This window comes from Nocardia yamanashiensis NBRC 100130, assembly GCF_001613325.1.
Lineage (GTDB): Bacteria > Actinomycetota > Actinomycetes > Mycobacteriales > Mycobacteriaceae > Nocardia > Nocardia yamanashiensis.
In genome coordinates, this window is record NZ_BDCD01000030.1 from 60,049 (window position 1) to 83,468 (window position 23,420).

Genomic DNA, 23,420 nt, shown 5'->3' on the forward strand with positions numbered 1-23,420 from the left:
CAATCCGATCACCCGAGCTCTGCGATTCCCTACCCGAGTGTTGCGGCAGTGTTGCTGCAACGCCTGTAGGAGAGTCCACAGTCTGCTATCGGTGATTGGAGTGTCTGGATGACCGCACTGGCCTCGGAGCCCGCAGGTCGTGACGCATCGGACAGTATCTCGCATTTCCCCTTGTCGGCGGCGCAATCCGGCATGTGGAACGCGCAGCACATCGCGCCGGACGTGCCGCTCACGGTGGCTCAGTACGTCGATATCCCCGGCGATTTCGACGCGGATCTCCTCGCGGAGGCGATGCGGCTGTGTGCTGATGATTTGCAGAGTTTCCGGTTGCGGGTGGTGGAGGTGGCGGGCAGCCCGCGCCAGGTGATCGGCCCGGACGAGCCGATCGAAGTGGTACGGCACGACTTCCGCGACTGCGACGATCCCCGTGCGGCCGCGCTGGATTGGATGCGCGCCGACGTCGCGGTGCCGATCCCGGTGCTGGGGGAGCGGCTCATCGAGACCGCGGTACTGCGGCTGGGCGATCGCGAATACCTCTGGTACGCGAAGATGCACCACATCGCCATCGACGGCTACGGGGCGATGTTGCTGGTGGCGCGCATCGCCGAGCACTACACCGCATTGGCCGCGGGCACCGACCCGAGCCCGTCGGCGGCGCACGAGCTGCGCGCGGTCTACGAATCCGAATGCGCGTATCGCGCCTCGGCGCAATTCACCCGCGATCGCGAGTTCTGGCTGGATCGGCTCGACGGCCTGCACGAAGCGACCAGTTTGAGCGATCGCTACGGCCCCGCAGGTGCGCACCGGCTCCAGGAAAGCGGCTTGCTCGATCCGGAGAGCACCGTGCAATTGGCCAGTGCCCGTGCCCGTTTCGAAGCCTCTCGGCCCGCCGTGCTGACGGCCGGAGTGGCCGCCTATCTGGCCGCCGTGACCGGTCGAGAGGAGGTCACCCTGAGCCTGCCGGTCACCGCGCGCACCACGAACGAGCTGCGGATGTCGGCCGGCTACGTCTCGAACGTGGTCCCGTTGCGGGTGCGCGTCGGGCGTGACTGCACGGTCACCGAACTGGTCGAGCAGGTGGGCACGCGGATCCGGGAGGCGTTGGCGCATCAGCGTTATCGCCACGAGGACATGCAGCGTGATCGCGGCGGCTCGGGCGACCATCGCGACTTCTTCGGCCCGGTGGTCAATCTCATGCTGTTCCACAACGGAATTCGCTTCGGCACGGTGGACGCCACCATGCACCTGCTGTCCACCGGCCCGGTCGAAGACCTGTCGATCAACGTCTACAACGGCTCCGGCGCGGGGGAGCTGTTCGTCGACTTCCTCGCCAACCCGGATCGCTACGGCGACACCGAACTCCGCGACCAGCATCGCCGATTCCTGGGCTATCTGGCCAAGTTCCTCGCCGCCGCACCGCAGCATCCGGTCTCGGACATCCCGGTCCTCGAACCCGCCGAACGCGAACTGCTGGTGCGCGATTGGGCGATCACGCCCGCCACCGCGAGCGGGCCGGACACCACCCTGGCCGATCGATTCGACGCCGCGGTCCGGGCGCACGGCGCGGCCGTCGCGGTCGTGCACGCGGGCGAGTCGCTGAGCTACCGGGAACTGGATGCCCGGGCCGGGCTGCTCGCCCGGCGGCTGGCGGACCGCGGGATCGCCCCCGAATCCCTGGTCGCGGTGGCGCTTCCGCGGTCGCTCGACCTGGTCGTGGCGCTGCTGGCCGTGATCAAAGCCGGCGGCGGCTACCTGCCGATCGATCCGGACTACCCGAGCGATCGCATCGCCTACATGCTCGACGACGCGCGACCGGCCTGCGTGATCACCGCGGCGACGCTGAATCTCGCACTGCCGCAAGAGCTGCCGGTCATCGACATGGAATCGATCGACTGGCGCGCGCCGGCGCCCGCGTTCGGTCCCGCCGATCGCCGCGCCGCCCTGCGCCCGGACCATATCGCCTACGTCATCTACACCTCCGGATCCACCGGACGTCCCAAGGGCGTGCAGATCCCGCACCGCAATGTCACCCGCCTGTTCGCCAATACCGCGGGCCGGTTCGGGTTCGGGGCCACCGATGTGTGGACGCTGTTCCATTCCTACGCGTTCGACTTCTCGGTCTGGGAACTGTGGGGGCCGCTGCTGCACGGCGGCACGCTGATCGTGGTCGACCACGAGACCACCCGATCGCCCGCCGCATTCCTCGCACTGCTGCGCGAGCAGCGGGTCACGGTGCTGAACCAGACGCCCTCGGCGTTCTATCAGCTCATCGACGCCGACCGCGCCGCGCCCGCCGGCGGCGCGCCATCGGCCCTGCGCTACATCATCTTCGGCGGGGAAGCCCTGGACCCGCGCCGACTGCGCGAGTGGTACGAACGCCACGACGACCGGGCGCCGCGACTGGTCAACATGTACGGAATTACCGAGACCACCGTGCACGTCAGCCACCGCGACCTGGACCGTGCGGCGGCCGAGGCGGGCGGCGGCGGCATCGGCCGGGCCATTCCCGGACTGGGAATCCTGGTACTGGACAGCCGATTGCGCCCTGCGCCGATCGGCGTCACCGGCGAGATCTACGTCTGCGGTGCGCAACTCGCCCGCGGCTACCTGGGACGGCCGAGCCTGACCGCGACCCGGTTCATCGCCAATCCCTACGGCGCGCCCGGCGACCGCCTCTACCGCTCCGGCGATCTGGGCCGCTGGAGCGCCACCGGCGAACTCGAGCATCACGGTCGCGCCGACGACCAGGTCAAGGTACGCGGCTTCCGGATCGAACTCGGCGAGATCGAGGCCGCGCTGCTCGCGCAACCGGCGATCCGGCATGCCGCGGTCATCATGCGAGAGAACGCCTCGGGCGCACGGCAATTGGTCGCGTACCTGGTTCCGGAGAACGACGACCTGCCCGACTCCCCGGCCTTGCGCGCGGCGCTGACACAGCGCCTGCCGGATTACATGCTGCCCGCCGCGTTCGTCGCGATCGATGCCCTCCCGCTGACCGCCAACGGCAAGCTGGACCGTCGCGCACTGCCCGAACCCACCGCCGCCACGACCACCTACCGCGCGCCGTCGACCGCGACCGAACATGCCGTCGCCCTGGCTGTCCGCGAGGTGCTCGAGGTCGAGCGCGCCGGTCTCGACGACGGCTTCTTCGCCCTGGGCGGCGACTCGCTGAGCGCCACCCGCCTCGCCGCCCGGATCGGCGCCGCACTCGATGTCACCGTCCCCGTGCGGCTGGTTTTCGAAACGCCGACCGTCGCCGCCCTCGCCGCCCGCCTGGCCGAACTGGCGCCGGAGCCGCGGCGGCCGCGGCTGACCCGCCGCTCCCGGGAAGAGCGAATCCCCCTGTCCCCGGCGCAACTCCGGTTGTGGTTCATCAACCGGTTCGATCATCACGCCGCGACCTACAACATCCCGTTCGCGGTACGGATGCGCGGCGAGCTGAACACCGACGCGCTGCGGGCGGCCGTCACGGACCTGATCACCCGGCACGAAGCACTGCGCACGATCTTCCCGGACGGCGCCGACGGACCGGCGCAACGGATACTGCCGGCGCGAGAGGCCGTGCCCGCACTGCTCCCGGTACCGGTCCGCGCCGAGGACGTGACCACCCGACTACGGTCGATCGCCGCCCGCGGCTTCGACCTGACCGTCGAACCGCCGCTGCGAATGGCGCTGTTGCGCACCGATTCCGGCGACCACACCCTCGCGGTGGTGATCCACCACATCGCCGCGGACGGCTGGTCGCTCGCACCCCTGCTGCGTGATCTGTCCCAGGCGTACACCGCGCGCGCCGCGGGCAACGAGCCGTCCTGGCACGAGCTGCCCGTGCAATACGCCGACTACAGCCTGTGGCAGCACGAGATGCTCGGCGCGGCGGCCGATCCGGAGAGCCTGCTGGCGGAGGAGCTCGCCTATTGGCGAACCCGCCTGGCCGCACTGCCCGACGAGCTCGCGCTGCCCTACGACCGCAAACGACCGGCGGTGCAATCCTTCCGGGGCGCCAAGGTCGACCTCGCGATCGACGCCGGCGTGCACGCCGCCCTCCTGGACGTCGCGCACGCAGCCGACGCCACCCTGTTCATGGCCGTCCACACGGCCTTCGCGGTGCTGCTGGCCCGCCTGTCCGGCGAGCCGGACGTCGCCGTCGGCACCCCGGTGGCCGGACGCGGGGAACCCGAACTCGACGACCTGATCGGAATGTTCGTCAACACCCTCGTCTTCCGCGCGCGCATCGACGGCGATCTGCCGTTCCGCACGCTGCTCGAAACCCAGCGCGCACTCGATCTGGAAGCGTTCGCCCATGCCCGGCTCCCGTTCGAGCGGCTGGTGGAGGACCTGAATCCGGTCCGCTCCACCGCCCGCCACCCGCTGGTGCAGATCGGCTTCTCCTTCCAGAATCTGGGCCGGGTCGAGATCGAACTGCCGGGCCTGACGGTGGCGGGCAGCGAGATCGACACGGGCGTCGCGCAATTCGATCTGCAACTGGTGCTGACCGACCACTACGACGACGCCGGGCGACCGGCCGGGATCAGCGGCCACTTCGTGTACGCGCTCGATCTGTTCGACGCCGCCACGGTCGAGAACTTCGCCGCCTGCCTGACCCGGTTGCTCGCCGACGCCGCGGCCCGGCCGCTGACCCCGGTCGGCGACCTCGACCTGCTCGGCGACGCCGACCGGACGCGAATCCTGCATCACTTCAACGACACTCACGTACCGGTCGATCCGACCCGGACGTTGGCGGGCTGGTTCGCCGATCAAGCCGCCCGTACCCCGGACGCGGTCGCGCTGGTCGCGGACACCGGCCCGGACGCCGATCCCGAGATCCTGACCTACCGGCAATTCTCCGAGCGCGTGAACCGGCTGGCCCGCCACCTCATCGGATCGGGCGTCGGGCCCGGGGTGCGGGTGGCGCTGTCGATGCGCCGCTCCACCCACCTGCTGGTGGGCATGTACGCGGTCACCGTCGCCGGCGGGACCTACGTGCCGCTGGATCCCGACCAGCCCGCCGAACGCCGGAACTACATTCTCGATACCGCCGCGCCGCACTGCGTGCTGACCGCCGGCGCCGCCTCGGACATCGCGGCCGTGCCGGTGGTGGACCTCGAAACCCTCGACCTGACAGCGGTTCCGGCGTCTCCCGTGCTGGACGGTGAGCGGCGCGCGGCCCTGTCGCCGGAGCACACCGCGTACCTGCTGTTCACCTCGGGCTCGACCGGCCGCCCCAAGGGCGTGGCCGTACCGCATCGGGCGGTGGTGAACCAGCTCGCCTGGAAGGCCGAGGCTTACGGGCTCGGCCCCGCCGACGCGGTGCTGGTGAAGACCGCGGCCACCTTCGACCTGTCGGTGTGGGAGTTCTACTCGGCGATGCTCACCGGCGGCCGCACCGTCCTGGCCGCACCCGACGGCCACCGCGATCCGGGCTATCTGCGCGATCTGTGTGCCGCGCAGCACATCACGGTGCTGCATCTGGTGCCGTCGCTGTTGAACGCGCTGCTGGCGAACGAAACACTGCCTGATTCGGTGCGGCTGGTGCTGGCCATCGGCGAGACGCTGCCCGCCGCCACCGCCCAGCGCTTCCGCCACGGCCACCCGGGCGCGGCGCTGTGGAACCTGTACGGCCCCACCGAGGCCGCGGTCTCGGTGACGGCGCACCGCGTCGATGCCGCCGACACCGACACGGTCCCGATCGGCGTGCCGGAGTGGAACACGCGCGCCTACGTCCTGGACTCGCGACTGCGGCCGGTCGCCCCGGGCGTGGTCGGGGAACTCTACCTCGCCGGAAAGCAGCTGGCGCACGGCTATTTCGCCCGCGCGGGGCTCACCGCCGAACGATTCGTCGCCGACCCGTTCGATCCCACCGGCGCCCGGCTGTATCGCACCGGCGACCTGGCAGCGTGGACGGACGCCGGGGAACTGCGCTACCACGGCCGCACCGACTTCCAGGTCAAACTCCGGGGCTTCCGCATCGAACCGGGCGATATCGAAGCGGCCCTGCTCGCCCACGACGATGTCGACACCGCCGTGGTGGTGGTGCGCGCGGACACGCGGGGCAGCGATCAGCTGGTCGCGTACGCGGCGCCGGTCCCCGGCCGCGCCCTGGACGCGGAAGCGTTGCGCGCGTGGCTGTCCGGCGCGCTGCCCGCGTACCTGCTGCCCGCGGTGGTGATGGCGCTGCCGCGGCTGCCGATGACCGCCACCGGCAAGATCGACCGAACAGCCCTGCCCGAACCCGTCTTTCCCACCGCCCGCTATCGCGCGCCGCGAACCGCGACCGAACAGATCGTCACCGACACCTTCGCCGCCGTGCTCGACGGCGAACGCATCGGACTGGACGACGACTTCTTCGCCCGCGGCGGCAACTCGCTGCTCGCGGCGAAGGTCGCGGCCCGCCTGAGCGCGGCCCTGCGCACCCCGGTCGGGGTGCGGGCGCTGTTCGACGCGAGCACGCCCGGCGCGCTCGCGGCCCGGCTGGCGCCGCTCACCGGCAGCGGCGAACCGCCCGCACTGGCCGCCGCCGCACGCCCGCAACGGATTCCGCTGTCGGCGGCCCAGCAACGCCTGTGGGTGCTCAATCAGCTCGATCCGCACTCGCCCGCCTACAACATCGCGATCGGCCTGCGACTGACCGGAACCCTGGATCGCACCGCGCTGCAGCACGCGCTCGCGGATGTCGTGGCCCGGCACGAAACGCTGCGCACGCTGTACCCGCAGGACGCGTCCGGCCCGCACCAGCAGGTGCTCGCGGCCGCCGCGGATACCGTGCCCTGCACCAGGATCGTCTCGAGCGCGCGGACCGTCGACGCCGACACCGCGGACTTCGCCGCGGCCGGTTTCGATCTCACCACGCAATCGCCGATCCGCGCCGCGCTGCTGCGCCTGGCCGAACACGATCACCAGCTGGTGCTGGTCATCCATCACATCGCCGCCGACGGCTGGTCGCTGACCCCGCTGGCGCGCGACCTGACCGCCGCCTACGAAGCCCGTTGCGCGGGAACAGCTCCCGCGTGGGAACCACTGCCGGTGCAGTACGCCGACTTCACCCTGTGGCAGCACGCCCTGCTCGGATCGGAATCCGACCCGGACAGTACCGTCACGCGCCAGCTGGCCTACTGGACCGAACGCCTGGACGGACTTCCCGAGCTCCTGGAACTGCCCACCGACCGGCCACGACCGCTCACCGCCTCCCAGCGCGGGGCGACCGTGCGGGGCCGCATCGACGGAGCGGCGCACCTGGCCGCCGCGACCCTGGCGCGCCGGCGCGGCGCGACCGTCTTCATGACCCTGCACGCCGTGCTCGCCGCCCTGCTGGCGCGCCTGGCGGCCACCTCGGACGTGGCCATCGGCACGCCGGTCGCGGGCCGCTTGGACCCAGCCCTCGACGATCTGATCGGCATGTTCGTCGGCACGGTCGTACTGCGCACCGCGGTGCCCACCGGCCTCGCCTTCGGCGAACTGCTGGACCGCGTCCGCGCCGCCGACGTGGACGCGTTCGCGCACTCGGACCTGCCGTTCGAGCGGCTCGTCGACGAGCTGCGCCCGGCTCGCTCGGCCTCTCACCACCCGCTCTATCAGGTGATGATGTCCGTGCACGACGCGCCGCCGGCGGTGATCACGCTGCCGGGGCTGGGCACGGTGACGGCCACCGCGATCGACACCGGCGCCGCCCGCTGGGACCTGCAGTTCACCTTCGTGGAAACCCGCTCCGGCGCAGGCGATCCCGACGGCGTCGAAATCTCACTGACCTACGCGACCGACCTGTTCGACGAGGCGTCGGCGGCGACCCTGCTCGACCGCTTCACCACGATGTTCGCCGCCGCGATGGCCAGCCCCGCCACCGTGATCGGCGACCTGCCCCTGCTCACCGTCGCCGAGATCGCCGCCCTGGGGCACGGACACCGCGACGCCGGACTCCCCGCTCGCACGCTGGGGGAGATCTTCGCCTCGGCCGCAGCGGATTTCGGCGCACCGGCGATTCGCTCCGGCGAGCGCGAGGTGACCTACGGCGAGCTGGATCGCTACACCAACCGGCTGGCGCGCCTGCTGATCCAGCACGGCATCGGGCCCGAAGACATTGTCGCGCTCGGCATTCCACGCTCCATCGAATCGGTGAGCGCGGTACTCGCCGTCACCAAGACCGGTGCTGCCTTCCTGCCCGTGGACCCGGCCTATCCGGAGCCGCGCAAACGGCATATGCTCACCGACTCCGGAGTCCGGGTCGGGCTGACCGTGCGCTCGCGCATCGACGACCTGCCCGGCGACGTGCAGTGGATCTGCCTCGACGACCCGCAGGTCGCCGAACGGTGCAACCGGCTCCCGGACCGCCCGGTCACCGATGGTGATCGCACCGCGTCCCAGTTGCTTTCACAGCGCGCCTACCTCATCTACACCTCCGGCTCCACCGGCACGCCCAAGGGCGTCGCGGTCACCCACCGCGGCCTCACCGACTTCGCCGCCCGGCTGGTGCGGCGCGCCGACGCCGGCGCCGGCGGCCGCACCCTGCACTTCGCCTCGCCCAGCTTCGACGCCTCGATCCTGGAACTGTTGCTGGCCTGGGAATCCCGATCCACCATGGTGATCGCCGCACCCGAGATCGTGGGCGGCGACGAACTGGCCGAACTGCTCGACCGCGAAGCCGTCACCCACGCCTTCCTCACCCCGGCCGCCTTGGCCAGCATCGACGCGATCGCCTGGCCGCTGCCGCGCCTGCGCGGCCTGGTGGTGGGCGGCGAGGCGCTCGGCCCCGAGCTGCTGGACCGGTGGGCGCACGGCCGCCGCCTGTGCAACGCCTACGGTCCTTCCGAAGCGACGGTGGCCGTGGCGATCTCGGACGCGCTCACCCCCGGAACGCCGATCGTGCTGGGCCACCCGGTGCCCGGCGCGGGCCTCGCGGTGCTCGATCAACGCCTGCGCCCGGTGCCGGCCGGAGTGACCGGCGAGCTCTACATCAGCGGTCCGGCAGTCGCGCGCGGCTACCTCGACCGGCGCGGACTCACCGCCACCCGCTTCGTGGCCGCGCCCTCGGGTACCCCCGGCGCCGTCATGTACCGCACCGGCGACCTGGTGCGCTGGAACGCCCACGGCGAACTCGTGTTCGTCGGTCGCGCCGACGACCAGGTGAAGCTGCGCGGCTTCCGGGTCGAACTCGGCGAGATCACCGCGGCGCTCTCGTCCTGCCCCGGTATCCGGTTCGCGCACAGCGAGATTCGCCGCGACGAGGCCGGCCGCCCGCAGCTCGTGGCCTACGTGCTGCCCGAAGAGCCGGGCGAGGCGAAACCGCAGGCCGTCCGCACCTATCTCGCGGCCCGGCTGCCCGGCTACATGGTGCCGGCCGCCGTCGTCGAACTGGCCTCGATTCCGCTGTCGCCCAGCGGAAAACTGGACCGTCGCGCCCTGCCCGACCCGGACTGGGACGCCGCCCGCTCCGGGCGGGAGCCCGCCACCGAGACCGAGGCGATGATCGCCGCCGCCATGGCGGAGGTCATCGGCATCGAGCGCGTGTACGCCGATCACAGCTTCTTCGATCTCGGCGGCAACTCGCTGTCGGCGACCCAATTGGTCTCCCGGATCGCCCGCGCGGGCCGGCCGCGGCCGGCGGTCCGCGAAGTCTTCGAGCACCCCACGCCGGAACTGCTGGCGCGCCTGCTCGACGGCGCGGCGCCGACGCCGCGGCGATCGCGCCCGAGACTGGGCGGCACACCGCGCCCGGCGCGGGTGGAACTGTCCTCGGCGCAACGACGACTGTGGTTCCTCAACCAGCTCGAACCCGAATCCGGCGCCTACAACATCCCCGTCGTGCTGCGCCTGCGCGGAGCCCTCGATCGCCAGGCGCTGCAAGCCGCCCTGCTCGATGTCCTCCAGCGGCACGAGATCCTGCGCACCATCTACCCGCAGGACGCCCACGGCCCGCACCAGGTGACCGTGCCCGCCCACGATCTGGTCCTGGATCTGTGCGAAACCAGTGTCAGCCCACTGGAAGTCGAGTACCACATCGAGGTCGCCACCGAGGCCGGCTTCGATCTCGCCGCCGAGATCCCGATCCGCGCGGAACTGCTGCGCACCTGCTCCGACGAGCACTATCTGGTCCTCGTCGCGCATCACATCGCCCTGGACGGCGGATCGCTGCGCCCGCTGGCCGGCGATCTCACCACCGCCTACCGGGCGCACACCGCCGGCCTCGCCCCCGAATGGTCCCCGCTGCCGGTGCAGTACGCCGACTACACCGCCTGGCATCACGAACTGCTCGGCGCGGAAAGCGATCCCGACAGTCTGGCCGCCCGCCAGCTCGACTATTGGCGCACCCGCCTGGCCGGGGCCCCCGACTGCCTGGACCTGCCCGCCGACCGCCCGCGCCCGGCCCGCGCCTCGCACCGCGGCGCGACCGTGCGCGCCCACCTGGACGCCGAAACCCGCAGGCGGCTGGCCGAATTCGCCCGCGCCCACGAGGTCACCGAGTTCATGGTGCTGCACGCCGTGCTCGCCGTCATGCTTGCACGGCTCAGCGGCAGCGCCGACATCGTGATCGGCACACCCATCTCCACGCGCTCGGAACCCGAACTCGAACCGCTGATCGGCACTTTCGTCGGCACGCTCGCGTTGCGCACCCGCATCGCGGAACCGGACTCGTTCGGCGCGCTGCTGCGGACGATTCGCGAGGACGATCTGGCCGCCTTCGCGCACGCCGACCTGCCCTTCGAACGCCTGGTGGAGGTGCTCAATCCGCGCCGATCCACCGCGCATCACCCGCTGTTCCAGGTCAGCCTGTCGATGGACAATTTCGCCGCGCCCCGGCTGTCGCTGCCCGGACTGGAACTCTCGGTCCAGTCCTTCGACGCCCCCGTCGCCAAATTCGATCTCCAGTTCGTCTTCGGCCGCAAGCCCGGCGGGCCGGACGGCCTCGAACTCTGCCTGACCTACGCGACCGACCTTTTCGACGAAGGCTCCGCACTGCGCCTGACCCGCCGCTTCCTGCGCGTACTGAACGCGGCGATGGGCGATCCGGACACGCGGCCCGGCGAGCTCGATATCCTCACCGCGGACGAGGCGCGCACGCTGCGGCAGGTGCGCGGCGAATCCTGGGACCAGCCGCGCACCCTGGCCGATATCTTCGCGAGCGCGGCCGCCGACGGTGAACGGGCCGCTCTCGTGGCGGACGGCCTGCGCGTGACCTATCGGCAGCTCGACGAATGGTCGAACCGGCTGGCCCGCAAGCTGATCCGCGAAGGCGCCGGACCGGGAACGGCCGTCGCGCTGGGCATGGGCCGCTCGCTGGAATCGGTCGTGGCCACCGCCGCGGTCGTCAAGACCGGCGCGGCGTTCCTGCCCATCGACGTGCGGCACCCCGCCGACCGCATCCGGCACATGCTCACCGACTCCGCGGTCCGGCTCGGCGTCACCACCACCGCACACCGCCGCCTGCTGCCCGCCGACCTCGCCGTGGACTGGCTGCTCGCCGATGTGGACGCCTCCGGCGAATCCAGTGCGCCGGTGACCGATTCGGACCGGTCGCGAGCCCTGCACATCGACGATCTCGCCTACCTGATCTACACCTCAGGCTCCACCGGCACGCCGAAGGGCGTGGCGGTCACCCATCGCGGGCTGGCGGCGTTCGCGGCCGAACAGCGCCTGCGCTACGAGATCGACGCCGACTGCCGGACCGCGCATTTCGCCTCGCCCAGCTTCGACGCCTCGGTCCTGGAACTGCTGCTGGCGTGGAGCGCCGGGGCGACCATGGTGGTGATCTCGCCGGAGATCTACGGCGGCGACGAACTCGCCCAGGTGCTGACCCGGGAGGAAGTCACCCACGCCTTCCTGATCCCGGCCGTGCTGGCCAGTATCGATGCCGGACGCTGGCGGCTGCCGCGGCTGCGCTGCCTGGTGGTCGGCGGTGAAGCGGTCGGCGCGGACCTGGTCGCCCGCTGGGCCGGCGGCCGGGCGATGCACAACGCCTACGGTCCCTCCGAAGCGACCGTGGCCCCGGTGATCTCGGACGCGCTCACCGCGCACGGCCCGGTGGTGCTGGGCCGCCCGATCCGCGGGGCGGCCGTCATGGTGCTCGACGACGCCCTGCGACCGGTGCCGGTCGGGGTGGCGGGCGAGCTGTACGTGGCCGGCGCCGGTCTGGCACGCGGCTATCTGGGCCGCCATGCGCTGACCGCGGCACGTTTCGTGGCACATCCCTACAGCGATGCGCCCGGCGCTCGCATGTACCGCACCGGCGACGTGGTGCGCTGGACATCCGCGGGCGCGCTGGCCTTCGTCGGTCGCAGCGACGATCAGGTGAAGGTGCGCGGATTTCGCATCGAACTGGGCGAGATCACCGCGGCGGTCGCCGAATTTCCGGGAATCCGCTTCGCGCACAGCGAGATCCGATACGACCGAGCCGGGGCCGCCCGCATCGTCTGCTACGTGATGGCGGCCGGTGCGGACCCGGTCGATCAGCAGGCGCTGCGCGACCACGCGGCGACCCGGCTGCCGGCCTACATGGTGCCCACCGCGGTGGTCACGCTGGCGGCGATACCGCGCTCGCCCAGCGGCAAACTCGATCGCGCCGCGCTGCCCGATCCGGACTGGGAGCCCGCCGCGGCCGGCCGCGAACCCGAGACCGCGGGGGAGGCCCTGGTGGCGGCGGCGATGGCCGAGGTCATCGGATGCGAACGGGTCGGCGCCGACCACGACTTCTTCGAGATGGGCGGCACCTCGCTCGCGGCCACCCGGCTGGTCGCGCGGCTCGCCACCGCGACGGGCCGGCAGCTGGGCGTCCGCGCGGTATTCGAGAGCCCCACCCCGGAAACCTTGGCGCTGGTCCTCGATACCGCACTGGCGCAGACGATTCCGAACCAGCCGGAGCTGTCCGGCGGCGATCGGCCGCAGCGGGTGCCGCTGTCGCCGGCGCAACAGCGGCTGTGGTTCCTGGACCGATTCGACCCCGGATCGGCCGCCTACAACATTCCGATCGCCCTGCGCCTGCGCGGCGACCTGGATCCGGACGCCCTGCGCGCCGCGATCGGCGACGTGATCGCCCGGCACGAGGTGCTGCGGACCGTCTACGCCCACGACGAATTCGGCCCGCATCAGCGGATCGCGGCGGGCGAAAGTCCCGCGGCGGCGCTGCCGATCGTCGAGGTCACCGCCGAGAGCCTGGACGGGCGGCTCGGCGAATTGGCCCGGACCCGATTCGATCTCGCCCTCGGCGCGCCCATCCACACCGAACTGCTGCGCCTGTCCGCCGACGACCACATCCTGGTGGTGGTCGTGCATCACATCGCCGCCGACGGCGCCTCGGCCGGACCACTGGCCGCGGACCTCGCGACCGCCTACGCCGCCCGGCGGCACGGCGAAGCTCCCCGCTGGACCGAATTGCCCGTCCAATACGCGGATTTCAGCATCTGGCAGCAGCGCCTGCTCGGCGACGACACCGACCCGGACAGCCTCGCCGCCCGGCAGACGGCCTACTGGGCCGGCACCCTGGCCGGGCTGCCCGATCAGCTCGAGCTGCCCGGCGACCGCCCGCGACCGCAAATCCGGAACCAGCACGGCGACACCGTCTCCGCGCGCGTGGACGCCGCCGCGCACGCGGCCCTGACCCGGCTGGCGCGCGACCATCAGGTCAGTCTTTTCATGGTGCTGCACGCCGTCCTCGCCGTCCTGCTGTCCCGATTGAGCGGCAGCGCCGACATCGCCGTCGGCACACCGATCTCGGGCCGCGGCGACGCGCGCCTGCACCCGCTGATCGGCATGTTCGCCGGGACGCTGGTGCTGCGCACGCCGGTCGACACCGGCCGCTCGTTCACCGACCTGCTCGCCGCGGTGCGCGAGATCGACCTGGACGCGTTCGCGAACGCGGACATCCCCTTCGAGCGCCTGGTGGAGATCCTCGCCCCGGCGCGCTCGACCGCGCACCATCCGCTGTTCCAGGTCATGCTCTCGGTCCACGACACCCCGCCGCAGCCGCCCGCCCTGGACGGGGTGGCGGTGTCGATCCAGCCCATCGCGGTCGAGAGCGCCAAGTTCGATCTCCAGTTCACCTGCACCGAAACCCATTCGGCCCAGGGCGATCCCGACGGCCTCGAACTGGATCTGACCTTCGCCACCGATATCTTCGACCGCGCCACCGCCGAACTGCTCACCACGCGGTTCACCACACTGCTGGCCGGACTCAGCGGTCGCCCGCACGCGCCGGTCGGCGACGCCGAGTTGCTGACCGTGGCCGAGCGCGCGCTGCTGGCCCCGGCGCGCGGCACCGCGGGACCGGTGCCCGCCACCCTGGCCGAATTGTTCACCGCCGCGACCGCCGATCGCGAGCGCATCGCGGTGATCGCAGCGACGGGCACCCTGACCTACGGGCAACTCGACGAACGCTCGAACCGGGTGGCGCGGGCGCTGATCGCGGCGGGCGTGGGGCCCGGCGACACCGTCGCGCTCGGGCTGCCGCGCTCGCCGGAATCGGTCCTGGCCACCGTGGCCGTGACGAAGACCGGGGCCGCCTTCGCACCGATCGACATCCGGTATCCGGCCGAACGCATACGCCACATGATCGCCGACTCCGGCGCCCGGCTCGGCATCAGCACCGACGCCGCGATACCGACCCTCCCGCACGAACTGCGCTGGCTGCCGCTCGCCGCACTCGAGGAGACGGAATCGGCGGCGGCCGTGACCGATTCGGATCGGCTCCGGTCGCCGGCGCTCGACGACGTCGCCTATCTGATCTACACCTCGGGTTCGACCGGCGTGCCCAAGGGCGTCTCGGTCACCCATCGCGGCCTGGCCGGATTCGCCGCCGAGCAACGCCGCCGGTACGCCATCGAGGCGCACTGCCGGACACTGCATTTCGCCTCACCGAGCTTCGACGCCTCGGTCCTCGAACTGCTGCTGGCCTGGTCCGCGGGCGCGACCATGGTCATCGCCGCGCCCGACGTGTACGGCGGCGACGAACTGGCCGCGCTGCTCGAACGCCAGCAGGTGACCCACGCCTTCCTGACCCCGGCCGCACTCGCGAGCATCGATGCCGTGCGCTGGCCATTGCCCGCGCTGCGCCATCTGGTCCTGGGCGGGGAAGCCGTGGGCGCGGAACTGGTGGCCCGCTGGGCCGCGGGCCGGAACCTGATCAACGGCTACGGTCCGACCGAGACGACCATCATGAGCGCCATCTCCGGACCCCTCCGGCGCGACGAACCCGTCGTGCTGGGCCGCCCGATCCGGGGCACCGCGGTCGTCGTGCTGGACGAGCGGCTGCGACCGGTCGCGCCCGGCGTGACCGGCGATCTCTATATCGCCGGGGACGGCCTGGCGCGCGGGTACCATCGCCGATCCGGGCTCACCGCACAACGTTTCGTGGCCTATCCGTTCGGCGTGACCGGCGGGGAGCGGATGTATCGCACCGGCGATGTGGTGCGGTGGACCGGGACCGGGGAACTGGTCTTCGTCGGCCGCGGCGACGACCAGGTGAAGATCCGCGGCTTCCGGATCGAGCTCGGCGAGATCACCGCGGCGGTCGCCGCTGCGCCCGGAATCGCGTTCGCGCACACCGAGATCCGGACCGACCCGGGCGGGGCGGCCGCACTGGTGTGCTACGTGGTGCCCGACGGCGGGTACGCGGCGCCGCCGCCGGACCTGCGCGCCACGCTCGCGCAGCGGCTGCCCGGCCATATGGTGCCCGCGGCGTTCGTCGCCCTGGAGTCGATTCCGTTGTCGCCCAACGGAAAACTGGACCAGCGCGCACTGCCGGAACCGGTCTGGCCGGCCGGACCCGCCGGGCGGGCCCCGGCGACGCCGAACGAACGCCTGGTAGCCGCGGTCATGACCGAGGTGCTGGGCCGGGAGATCCACGCCGATCACGGGTTCTTCGACCACGGCGGCACTTCGCTGTCGGCCACCCAGGTGGTGGCCCGGCTCGCCGAGGCGAGCGGACACGAACTGCCGGTGCGTGCGGTCTTCGAACACCCCGCCCCCGCGCAGCTGGCCCTGCTCCTGGATCACGCACCCGCCGCCCCCGCGACCGCCAGGCCGGTGCTGCGCGCCGGTGTGCGGCCGGAGCGGATACCGCTGTCGATGGCACAGCAGCGGCTGTGGTTCCTCAACCGCTTGGACACCTCCTCCGGTGCCTACAACGTGGCCATCGGGCTGCGGCTGCGCGGCCACCTCGACGTCTCGGCCGTAGCGGGCGCGATCACCGATGTGGTTGCCCGCCACGAGATCCTGCGAACCTTGTTCGCTGAAGACGGCGCCGGGCCGCATCAGGTGGTGCTGCCCGCGACAGACGTCACCCTGCACCGCGTGGTGACCGATGCGGTCGCCGTGCACGTCGACGCAGCCCGCTTCGTCCGGCGCGGATTCGACCTGAGCACCGAAGCGCCGATCCGCGCCGCGCTGCTCACCGTCGAGGAGCACGAGCACATCCTGCTCATCGTCATTCACCACATCGCCGCCGACGGCTGGTCCCTGACGCCCCTGGCCCGCGACTTCGTGGCGGCCTACGACGCGCGCCGCACCGGGTCCGCGGCGGCGCTGCCGCCGTTGCCGGTCCAGTACGCGGACTTCAGCCTGTGGCAACGCGATCTGCTCGGCGCCGAGGACGATCCCGCGAGCCTCGCGGCCCGCCAGCTCGAGTACTGGCGCGAGCGCCTGACCGGATTGCCGGACTGCCTGGAGTTGCCGGCCGACCGGCCGCGGCCGGCCATCGCCACCCACGAGGCCGCCACCACCGCGCTGCGCATCGACGCCGAAACACACCGGCGGCTGGCCGAATTCACCCGCGAGCGCGACGTCAGCGTATTCATGGTGCTGCACGCCGTGCTGGCGGTCCTGATCGCGCGCACCGCCGGCACGACCGATATCGCCATCGGCACCGCGGTGGCGGGCCGTGGCGCGAGCGCGCTCGACGATCTCGTCGGCATGTTCGTCGGAACCCTGGTGCTGCGCACCGAGGTACCCGGCGAGACGACGTTCGCCGACCTGCTCGCCGTGGTGCGGGACACCGATCTGGACGCGTTCGCGCACGCCGACCTGCCGTTCGAACGGCTCGTCGACGTCCTCAACCCGGTACGGTCCACCGCACACCATCCGCTGTTCCAGGTCAGCCTGTCGCTCACCAATACCGGCCTGCCCGCGGTGCGGCTGCCGGAGCTGACGGTGGACGCCTTCCCGGTCGATCCCGGACTGGCCAAATGCGACCTGCAGTTCACCTGCACCGAATCGCACGGCGCGCAGGGCGATCCCGACGGTATCGACCTGTCGCTCACCTACGCGACCGACCTGTTCGACAGCCCGACCGCCGACCGGCTCAGCCGCCGCTTCGCGCGGCTGCTCGAGGCACTGCTGGCCGCACCCGAGCGGCCGGTCGGTGACGCCGACATCCTGAACGACTGGGAGCGCTCGGCGCTGACGCCCGCACGCGGCAGTGCCGCCGCACCGGTCGTGACGCTGCCCGAGCTTTTCGCACGGGCCGCCGCCGAGCCACAGCGCCCGGCGCTGATCGCGGAAACCGGCGCCTGGACCTACGGTGAACTCGACGCCTGGTCGAACCGGCTGGCCCGGGTGCTGATCGGCCGGGGCATCGGGCCCGGTGACGTTGTCGCGCTGGGATTGTCCAGGTCGGTGGAATCGGTCGTCGGCTCCATCGCGATCGCCAAGACCGGCGCGGCCTTCCTGCCCGTCGACATGCGCCATCCCGCCGACCGGATCCGCCATATGCTCGGCGACTCCGGAACCCGCCTGGGCCTCACGCGCGATCGCGATCGCGCCGCGCTCCCGGCGGGGCTCGGCATCGAATGGATGACGGTCGACGGCGCGGAAACCCTTGGACCGGAAACGGTGTCGGCGGCCGAGCGAATCCGCGCGGTGCGTGCCGACGACGTCGCGTACGTCATCTACACCTCCGGTTCGACCGGCGTGCCCAAAGGCGTGGCCGTCACCCATCGCGGCGTCTTCAACTGCGCGGAGGTGCAGCGCGTCCGGTTCGGCGTCGAAGCGGATTCGCGGACACTGCATCTGGCCTCGCCGAGCTTCGATGTGGCCGTGCTCGAACTGCTGCTGGCCTGGTGCGCGGGCGCGGCCATGGTGGTGGTCCCGACCGAGATCTACGGCGGGGACGAACTCGCCGAACTGATGGACGCGCACCGGGTGACCCACGCGATCATCACCCCGGCGGTGCTGGCCGGAATCGACCCCGCCCGTTGGCCGTTGCCGCACCTTCGGACCCTGGTGGTGGGCGGTGAGGCTTTCGATCGGGAACTGATCGACCAGTGGACCCGCGGCCACGACATCGTGAACGGCTACGGTCCGTCCGAAGCCACCATCGCCGCCACTTTCTCCGAACCGATGGCGCCCGACCGGCCCATCGTGCTCGGCCGGCCGATCCGCGGCGTCAGCGCCGTCGTCCTGGACGCCCGGCTGCGGCCGGTGCCGTGCGGGGTGGTGGGAGAGCTGTACGTCGGCGGCGTCGGCGTGGCCCGGGGCTACCATCGCCGTGCCGCGCTGACCGCGCAACGCTTCGTCGCCGACCCCTTCGGCGCCGCCGGGGAACGCATGTACCGGACCGGTGATCTGGCGCGCTGGAACGCCGACGGCGACCTGGTGTTCGCCGGCCGCGCCGACGATCAGGTCAAACTGCGCGGGCTGCGGGTCGAGCCGGGCGAGATCTCGGCCGTGGTCGCCGCCTGCCCGGGAATCCACTTCGCGCACACCGAGATTCGCGCCGATGCCGCCGGAATGGACCGGATCGTGTGCTATCTCGTCGCCGCGGACGGCCATGCCGTGGACGTGCCCGCCTTGCGTGCGAACGTGGCGACGCGGCTGCCCGCGCACATGGTCCCGTCGGTGTTCCCGATCCTGGACTCGATCCCGCTCTCGCCCAACGGCAAACTCGATCGCCGCGCCCTGCCCGAGCCGCAATGGCGGGTCGCGACCAGCGGCCGGCTGCCCGCTACGGCGGGTGAGGAACTGGTGGCCGCCGCCATGGCGGCGGTGATCGGACTCGACCAGATCGGGGCCGACCAGAGCTTCTTCGAACTCGGCGGAAACTCGCTCTCCGCCACCCAATTGGTCGGCCGCATCGCCGCCGCTTCGGGCCTGCGGCTGCCGCTGCGGACGGTGTTCGAACATCCCACCCCCGAAGCGCTGGCCGAAGCACTCGATCGGGCGGCGGCCGGTCCCCGGCAGTACGCCGACCTGACAGCCGGTCCCCGGCCGGACCGGATTCCGTTGTCGGCGGCGCAGCAGCGACTGTGGCTGTTGAACCGATTCGATACCGCGAGCAGCGCCTACAACATTCCGCTCGTGCTCGAACTGCGCGGGCCGTTGGACGTGGCCGCGCTCGGGCAGGCGTTCGGTGATGTGGTGGCCCGTCACGAATCCCTGCGCACCGTGTTCCCGGCCGACGCCGAGGGGCCGTATCAGCGCATCAAGGCGGCGGCGCCGGTCACGTTGCCGGTCGCCGAACTGCCGCCCGCGGCCGCCGCGGCGTTCATCCGGTCCCGCTGCGCGGCGGGATTCGATGTCACCCAGGAGATCCCGCTGCGCGCACAGCTGATCCGGCGGGGCGAGCACGATCACCTGCTGGTCTTGGTGCTGCACCACATCGTCGCCGACGGCGCCTCGATGCCACCCCTGGCCGCCGACCTCGCGATCGCCTACGCCGCCCGCCGGACGGGTACCGTCCCGGCCTGGCAGCCGTTGCCGGTGCAGTACGCGGACTACAGCAGCTGGCAGCACCGGATGCTGGGCAGCGACACCGACGCCGAGAGCGTCTTCACGCGGCAATTGGGCTACTGGACAACGCAACTGGCGGGCCTGCCGGACGTGCTGGCATTGCCCGCCGACCGTCCGCGCCCCACCACGCCGACCCAGCGCGGGGCCTCGGTCCGGCAGCACCTCGGTGTGCAGTTGCACGCCGCGGTGGCCGAACTGGCGCGCGCCCGGGGCGCCACCGTGTTCATGGTGCTGCACGCGGCGCTCGCGGCCTTGCTGGCACGACTGAGCGGGACCGGCGATATCGCGATCGGCACCCCGATCGGCGGGCGCATCGATCCGCGACTCGAGCCCTTGGTGGGCATGTTCGTCGGCACCGTGGTGCTGCGCACGCCCGTCGATACCGGCCACTCGTTCGCCGAATTGCTGGCGGCCGTGCGCGATACCGACCTCGACGCCTTCGCCCACGCCGACATCCCGTTCGAACGGCTGGTGGACGAATTGCAACCGACCCGGTCCGCGGCCTACCACCCGCTGTTCCAGGTCATGCTGTCCGTGCACGGCGGCGTGCCACGACTGCCGGATCTCGAGGGCGTCGCGGTGACCGCGGTGGATCCCGAAGTGGAGACCGCCAAATTCGACCTCCAGTTCACCTTCGTGGAAACGAGCGCGGACTCGGGGCAACCCGCCGGCCTGGACCTGACCCTCACCTACGCGCAGGATCTGTTCGACCCGGACTCCGCGGCATCGCTCATGGGCCGCCTCGTCCGCCTGCTCGGGGCCGTCGTGCGCGAGCCGCGGTCGCCGATCGGGGACGCTGGCCTGCTCGACGGCGCGGAAACCCGGATGCTCGCCCCCGCGGTGGGGCCGGACTCCGTGGCGACGCTGACCTTTCCGCAGATCTTTGCCCGCGCGGTGACCACGGCCCCGGCGGCTGTCGCGGTACGCGATCGAGACGTCCAGATGAGCTACGACCAGATCGACCGGGCCACCAACCGACTGGCGCGGCTACTCATCGCGCACGGCATCGGACCGGAATCCTATGTAGCCCTCGCTATTCCGCGATCGGTCACCTCGGTGCGGGCGATGCTCGCGGTACTGAAGACCGGCGCCGCGTTCGTCCCGGTCGATCCGGCCTACCCCGCCGATCGCCAGCGCCACATGCTCATCGACTCCGGCGCCGCCCTCGGGCTCACCGTCACCGCCTGCCGCCCGGCGATCACCGACGGACCCCAATGGCTCGCGCTCGACGACCCGGAGATCGCCGCACGGATCCGGGCACTGCCCGACACCCCGATCCTCGACGCCGAGCGCGCGACCATCGCCGCGGCACAACCGGCGTACCTGATCTACACCTCCGGATCCACCGGCGTGCCCAAGGGCGTCACCGTCACTCACGCGGGTCTCGCGAACTTCACCGCTGAACTGACCGAACGCTGCGGCCTTTCCACCGGATCGCGCGTATTGCATTTCGCGTCACCGAGTTTCGACGCCGCGATCCTGGAACTGCTGCTCGGGCTCGGCTCGGCCGCGACCGCGGTGCTCGCCGACACCGCGGTGTACGGTGGTGACGCGCTGTGGCATCTGCTGCGCGAGGAACGCATCACCCACGCCTTCATCACCCCCGCCGCGCTGGCGACCGTGCTGCCCGACGGGCTCGAAGACCTCGAGGTGATCATGGTCGGCGGTGACCGCACCGGACCGGAACTGGTGCGGCGGTGGGTGGGCACGGGCGAGGTCCCGCAGCGCACCATGATCAACGCCTACGGGCCGTCGGAAGCGACCGTGGCCGCCAGCATCAGTTCGCCGCTGCGCCCGGACATTCCGGTCACCATCGGCGGCCCGCTGCGCGGATTCGCGGTCGCCGTACTCGATGCGCGCCTGCGGCCGGTGCCGATGGGGGTGCCGGGCGAGCTGTATCTGGCCGGTCCCGCGCTGGCTCGCGGCTACCACCGCAGGCCGGGGCTGACCGCCCAGCGCTTCGTCGCCGACCCGCTGGGCGCGCCCGGCACGCGCATGTATCGCACCGGGGATCTGGTCCGCTGGGTATCGCGCGGCCCGCGACCGGAGCTCGAATACCTCGGGCGGGCCGACGATCAGGTGAAGATCCGCGGTTTCCGCATCGAACTGGGCGAAATCGACGCGGCCCTGGTGGCGCACCCGGAGATCACCGCCGCGACCACCATCGGATACGAGACGGACGGCGGCCCGACCATGCTCGCCTCGTACGTGTGCTCCACCGCGGACCCGGCGCCGGCACCGGCCGAACTGCGCCGGCATGTGGCGTCGCTGGTGCCGGGATACATGGTGCCGCAATCGATCACGGTCCTCGATGCCCTGCCGCGCACCCCGGCGGGCAAACTCGACCGCGCCGCGCTGCCTGCCCCGGTGCCGCAGGCGGCCGCCGGTTATCGCGCGCCCGGCACCGCCGCCGAGATCATGGTCTGCGCCGCGTTCGCCCGGGTGCTGGCCGCCGACTCGGTGGGCGCCGACGACAACTTCTTCGAACTCGGCGGAAACTCGCTGCTGGCCACCACATTGGTCGCCGAGCTGCGCGAACGACACGGACTGGAGGTGCCCATGCAAACCCTCTTCCTGGACCCCACGCCCGCCGGGATCGCCGCCCGGGTGAGCGGGAACCTGCTGGACGACACCGTGATCGAGTCGGCGTTCGACCCGATGCTGGCACTGCGCGCCGCGGGCGATCGGCCGCCGCTGTTCTGCGTCCACTCGGTCAGCGGCGTGGCGTGGAGCTACACCGGCCTGCTGCCGCATCTGGACCCGGAGCAGCCGGTCTACGGCCTGCAACTGCCGCATCTCACCGAGGAGAACACCGGGCTGGGCACCATCGAGGAACTGGCCCGGCGCTACCTCCACGAGCTGAAAACCGTGCAGCCGCAAGGGCCGTACCATCTGCTCGGCTGGTCCCTCGGCGGGCTGATCGCCTACGAGATGGCCGCCCAGCTGACCCGGGCGGGCGAGCGGGTCGGCCTGCTGGCCCTGCTCGACAGCCGCATCCTGGCCGACGAGCCCGAGATCGCCGATCCGAGCGCCGGGGAACTGCTGGCGGCGCTGCTCGGCGACGCCGGGCTGGCGGCGGAGAACATGACGGCCGAACGCGCCGCGGAGCTGCTGCACGAGGATCAAGGGCCGTTCGGCGCGCTCGGCGCCGCGCACGTCGAGCGCCTCTACGCCGGTTACCTGGCCGGGACGAGCATGGGATACCGCTACCGGCCCGGGAAGTACGCCGGGGACCTGCTGTATTTCACCGCCACCGCGGACCACGCCGCCCCGGCGGGCAGCGCCGGACGAGCACAGCCGGCACCCGGCGCGGACCCGTGGCGCGAATACGTCCTCGGTGAGATCGAGGAACGTTTCGTGCACTGCACCCATGTCGACATGGGCGCACCCGAAGCGCTCGCCGAAATCGCGAAGGAGGTGCGCGAGCAGCTGCCCGGCGGGCGTGCCGGCACCGGCTCCCCGGCCCGAGAACGCAACATCACCAATTCCGGAAGGATCGAAAAGTGACCGGTACCAACCCGTTCGACAACGAGGACGGCCTGTTCAAGGTTCTCGTCAACGACGAAGGCCAGTATTCGCTGTGGCCCGACTTCGCTCCCGTGCCCGACGGATGGCATGTGGTGCACGACGGTGACAAACCGAGCTGCGTCGACTACGTCGAAAAGCATTGGCTGGATATGCGTCCGCGCAGCCTGATCGAGGAGGTCGATGCCTAG

General features: G+C 71.5%; 2 protein-coding genes. Both read left to right on the forward strand.

The window, feature by feature from the left end:
- Positions 1–108: 108 nt before the first annotated feature.
- Entirely contained in the window at positions 109–23,211 is a 23,103-nt protein-coding gene (locus NY1_RS31925) for a non-ribosomal peptide synthetase (protein WP_067720863.1), read from the forward strand.
- Positions 23,208–23,420, forward strand: a complete 213-nt coding sequence (locus NY1_RS31930; protein ID WP_067720864.1) for an MbtH family protein — start codon at positions 23,208–23,210, stop codon at positions 23,418–23,420. The genes NY1_RS31925 and NY1_RS31930 overlap by 4 nt, the downstream gene beginning before the upstream one ends.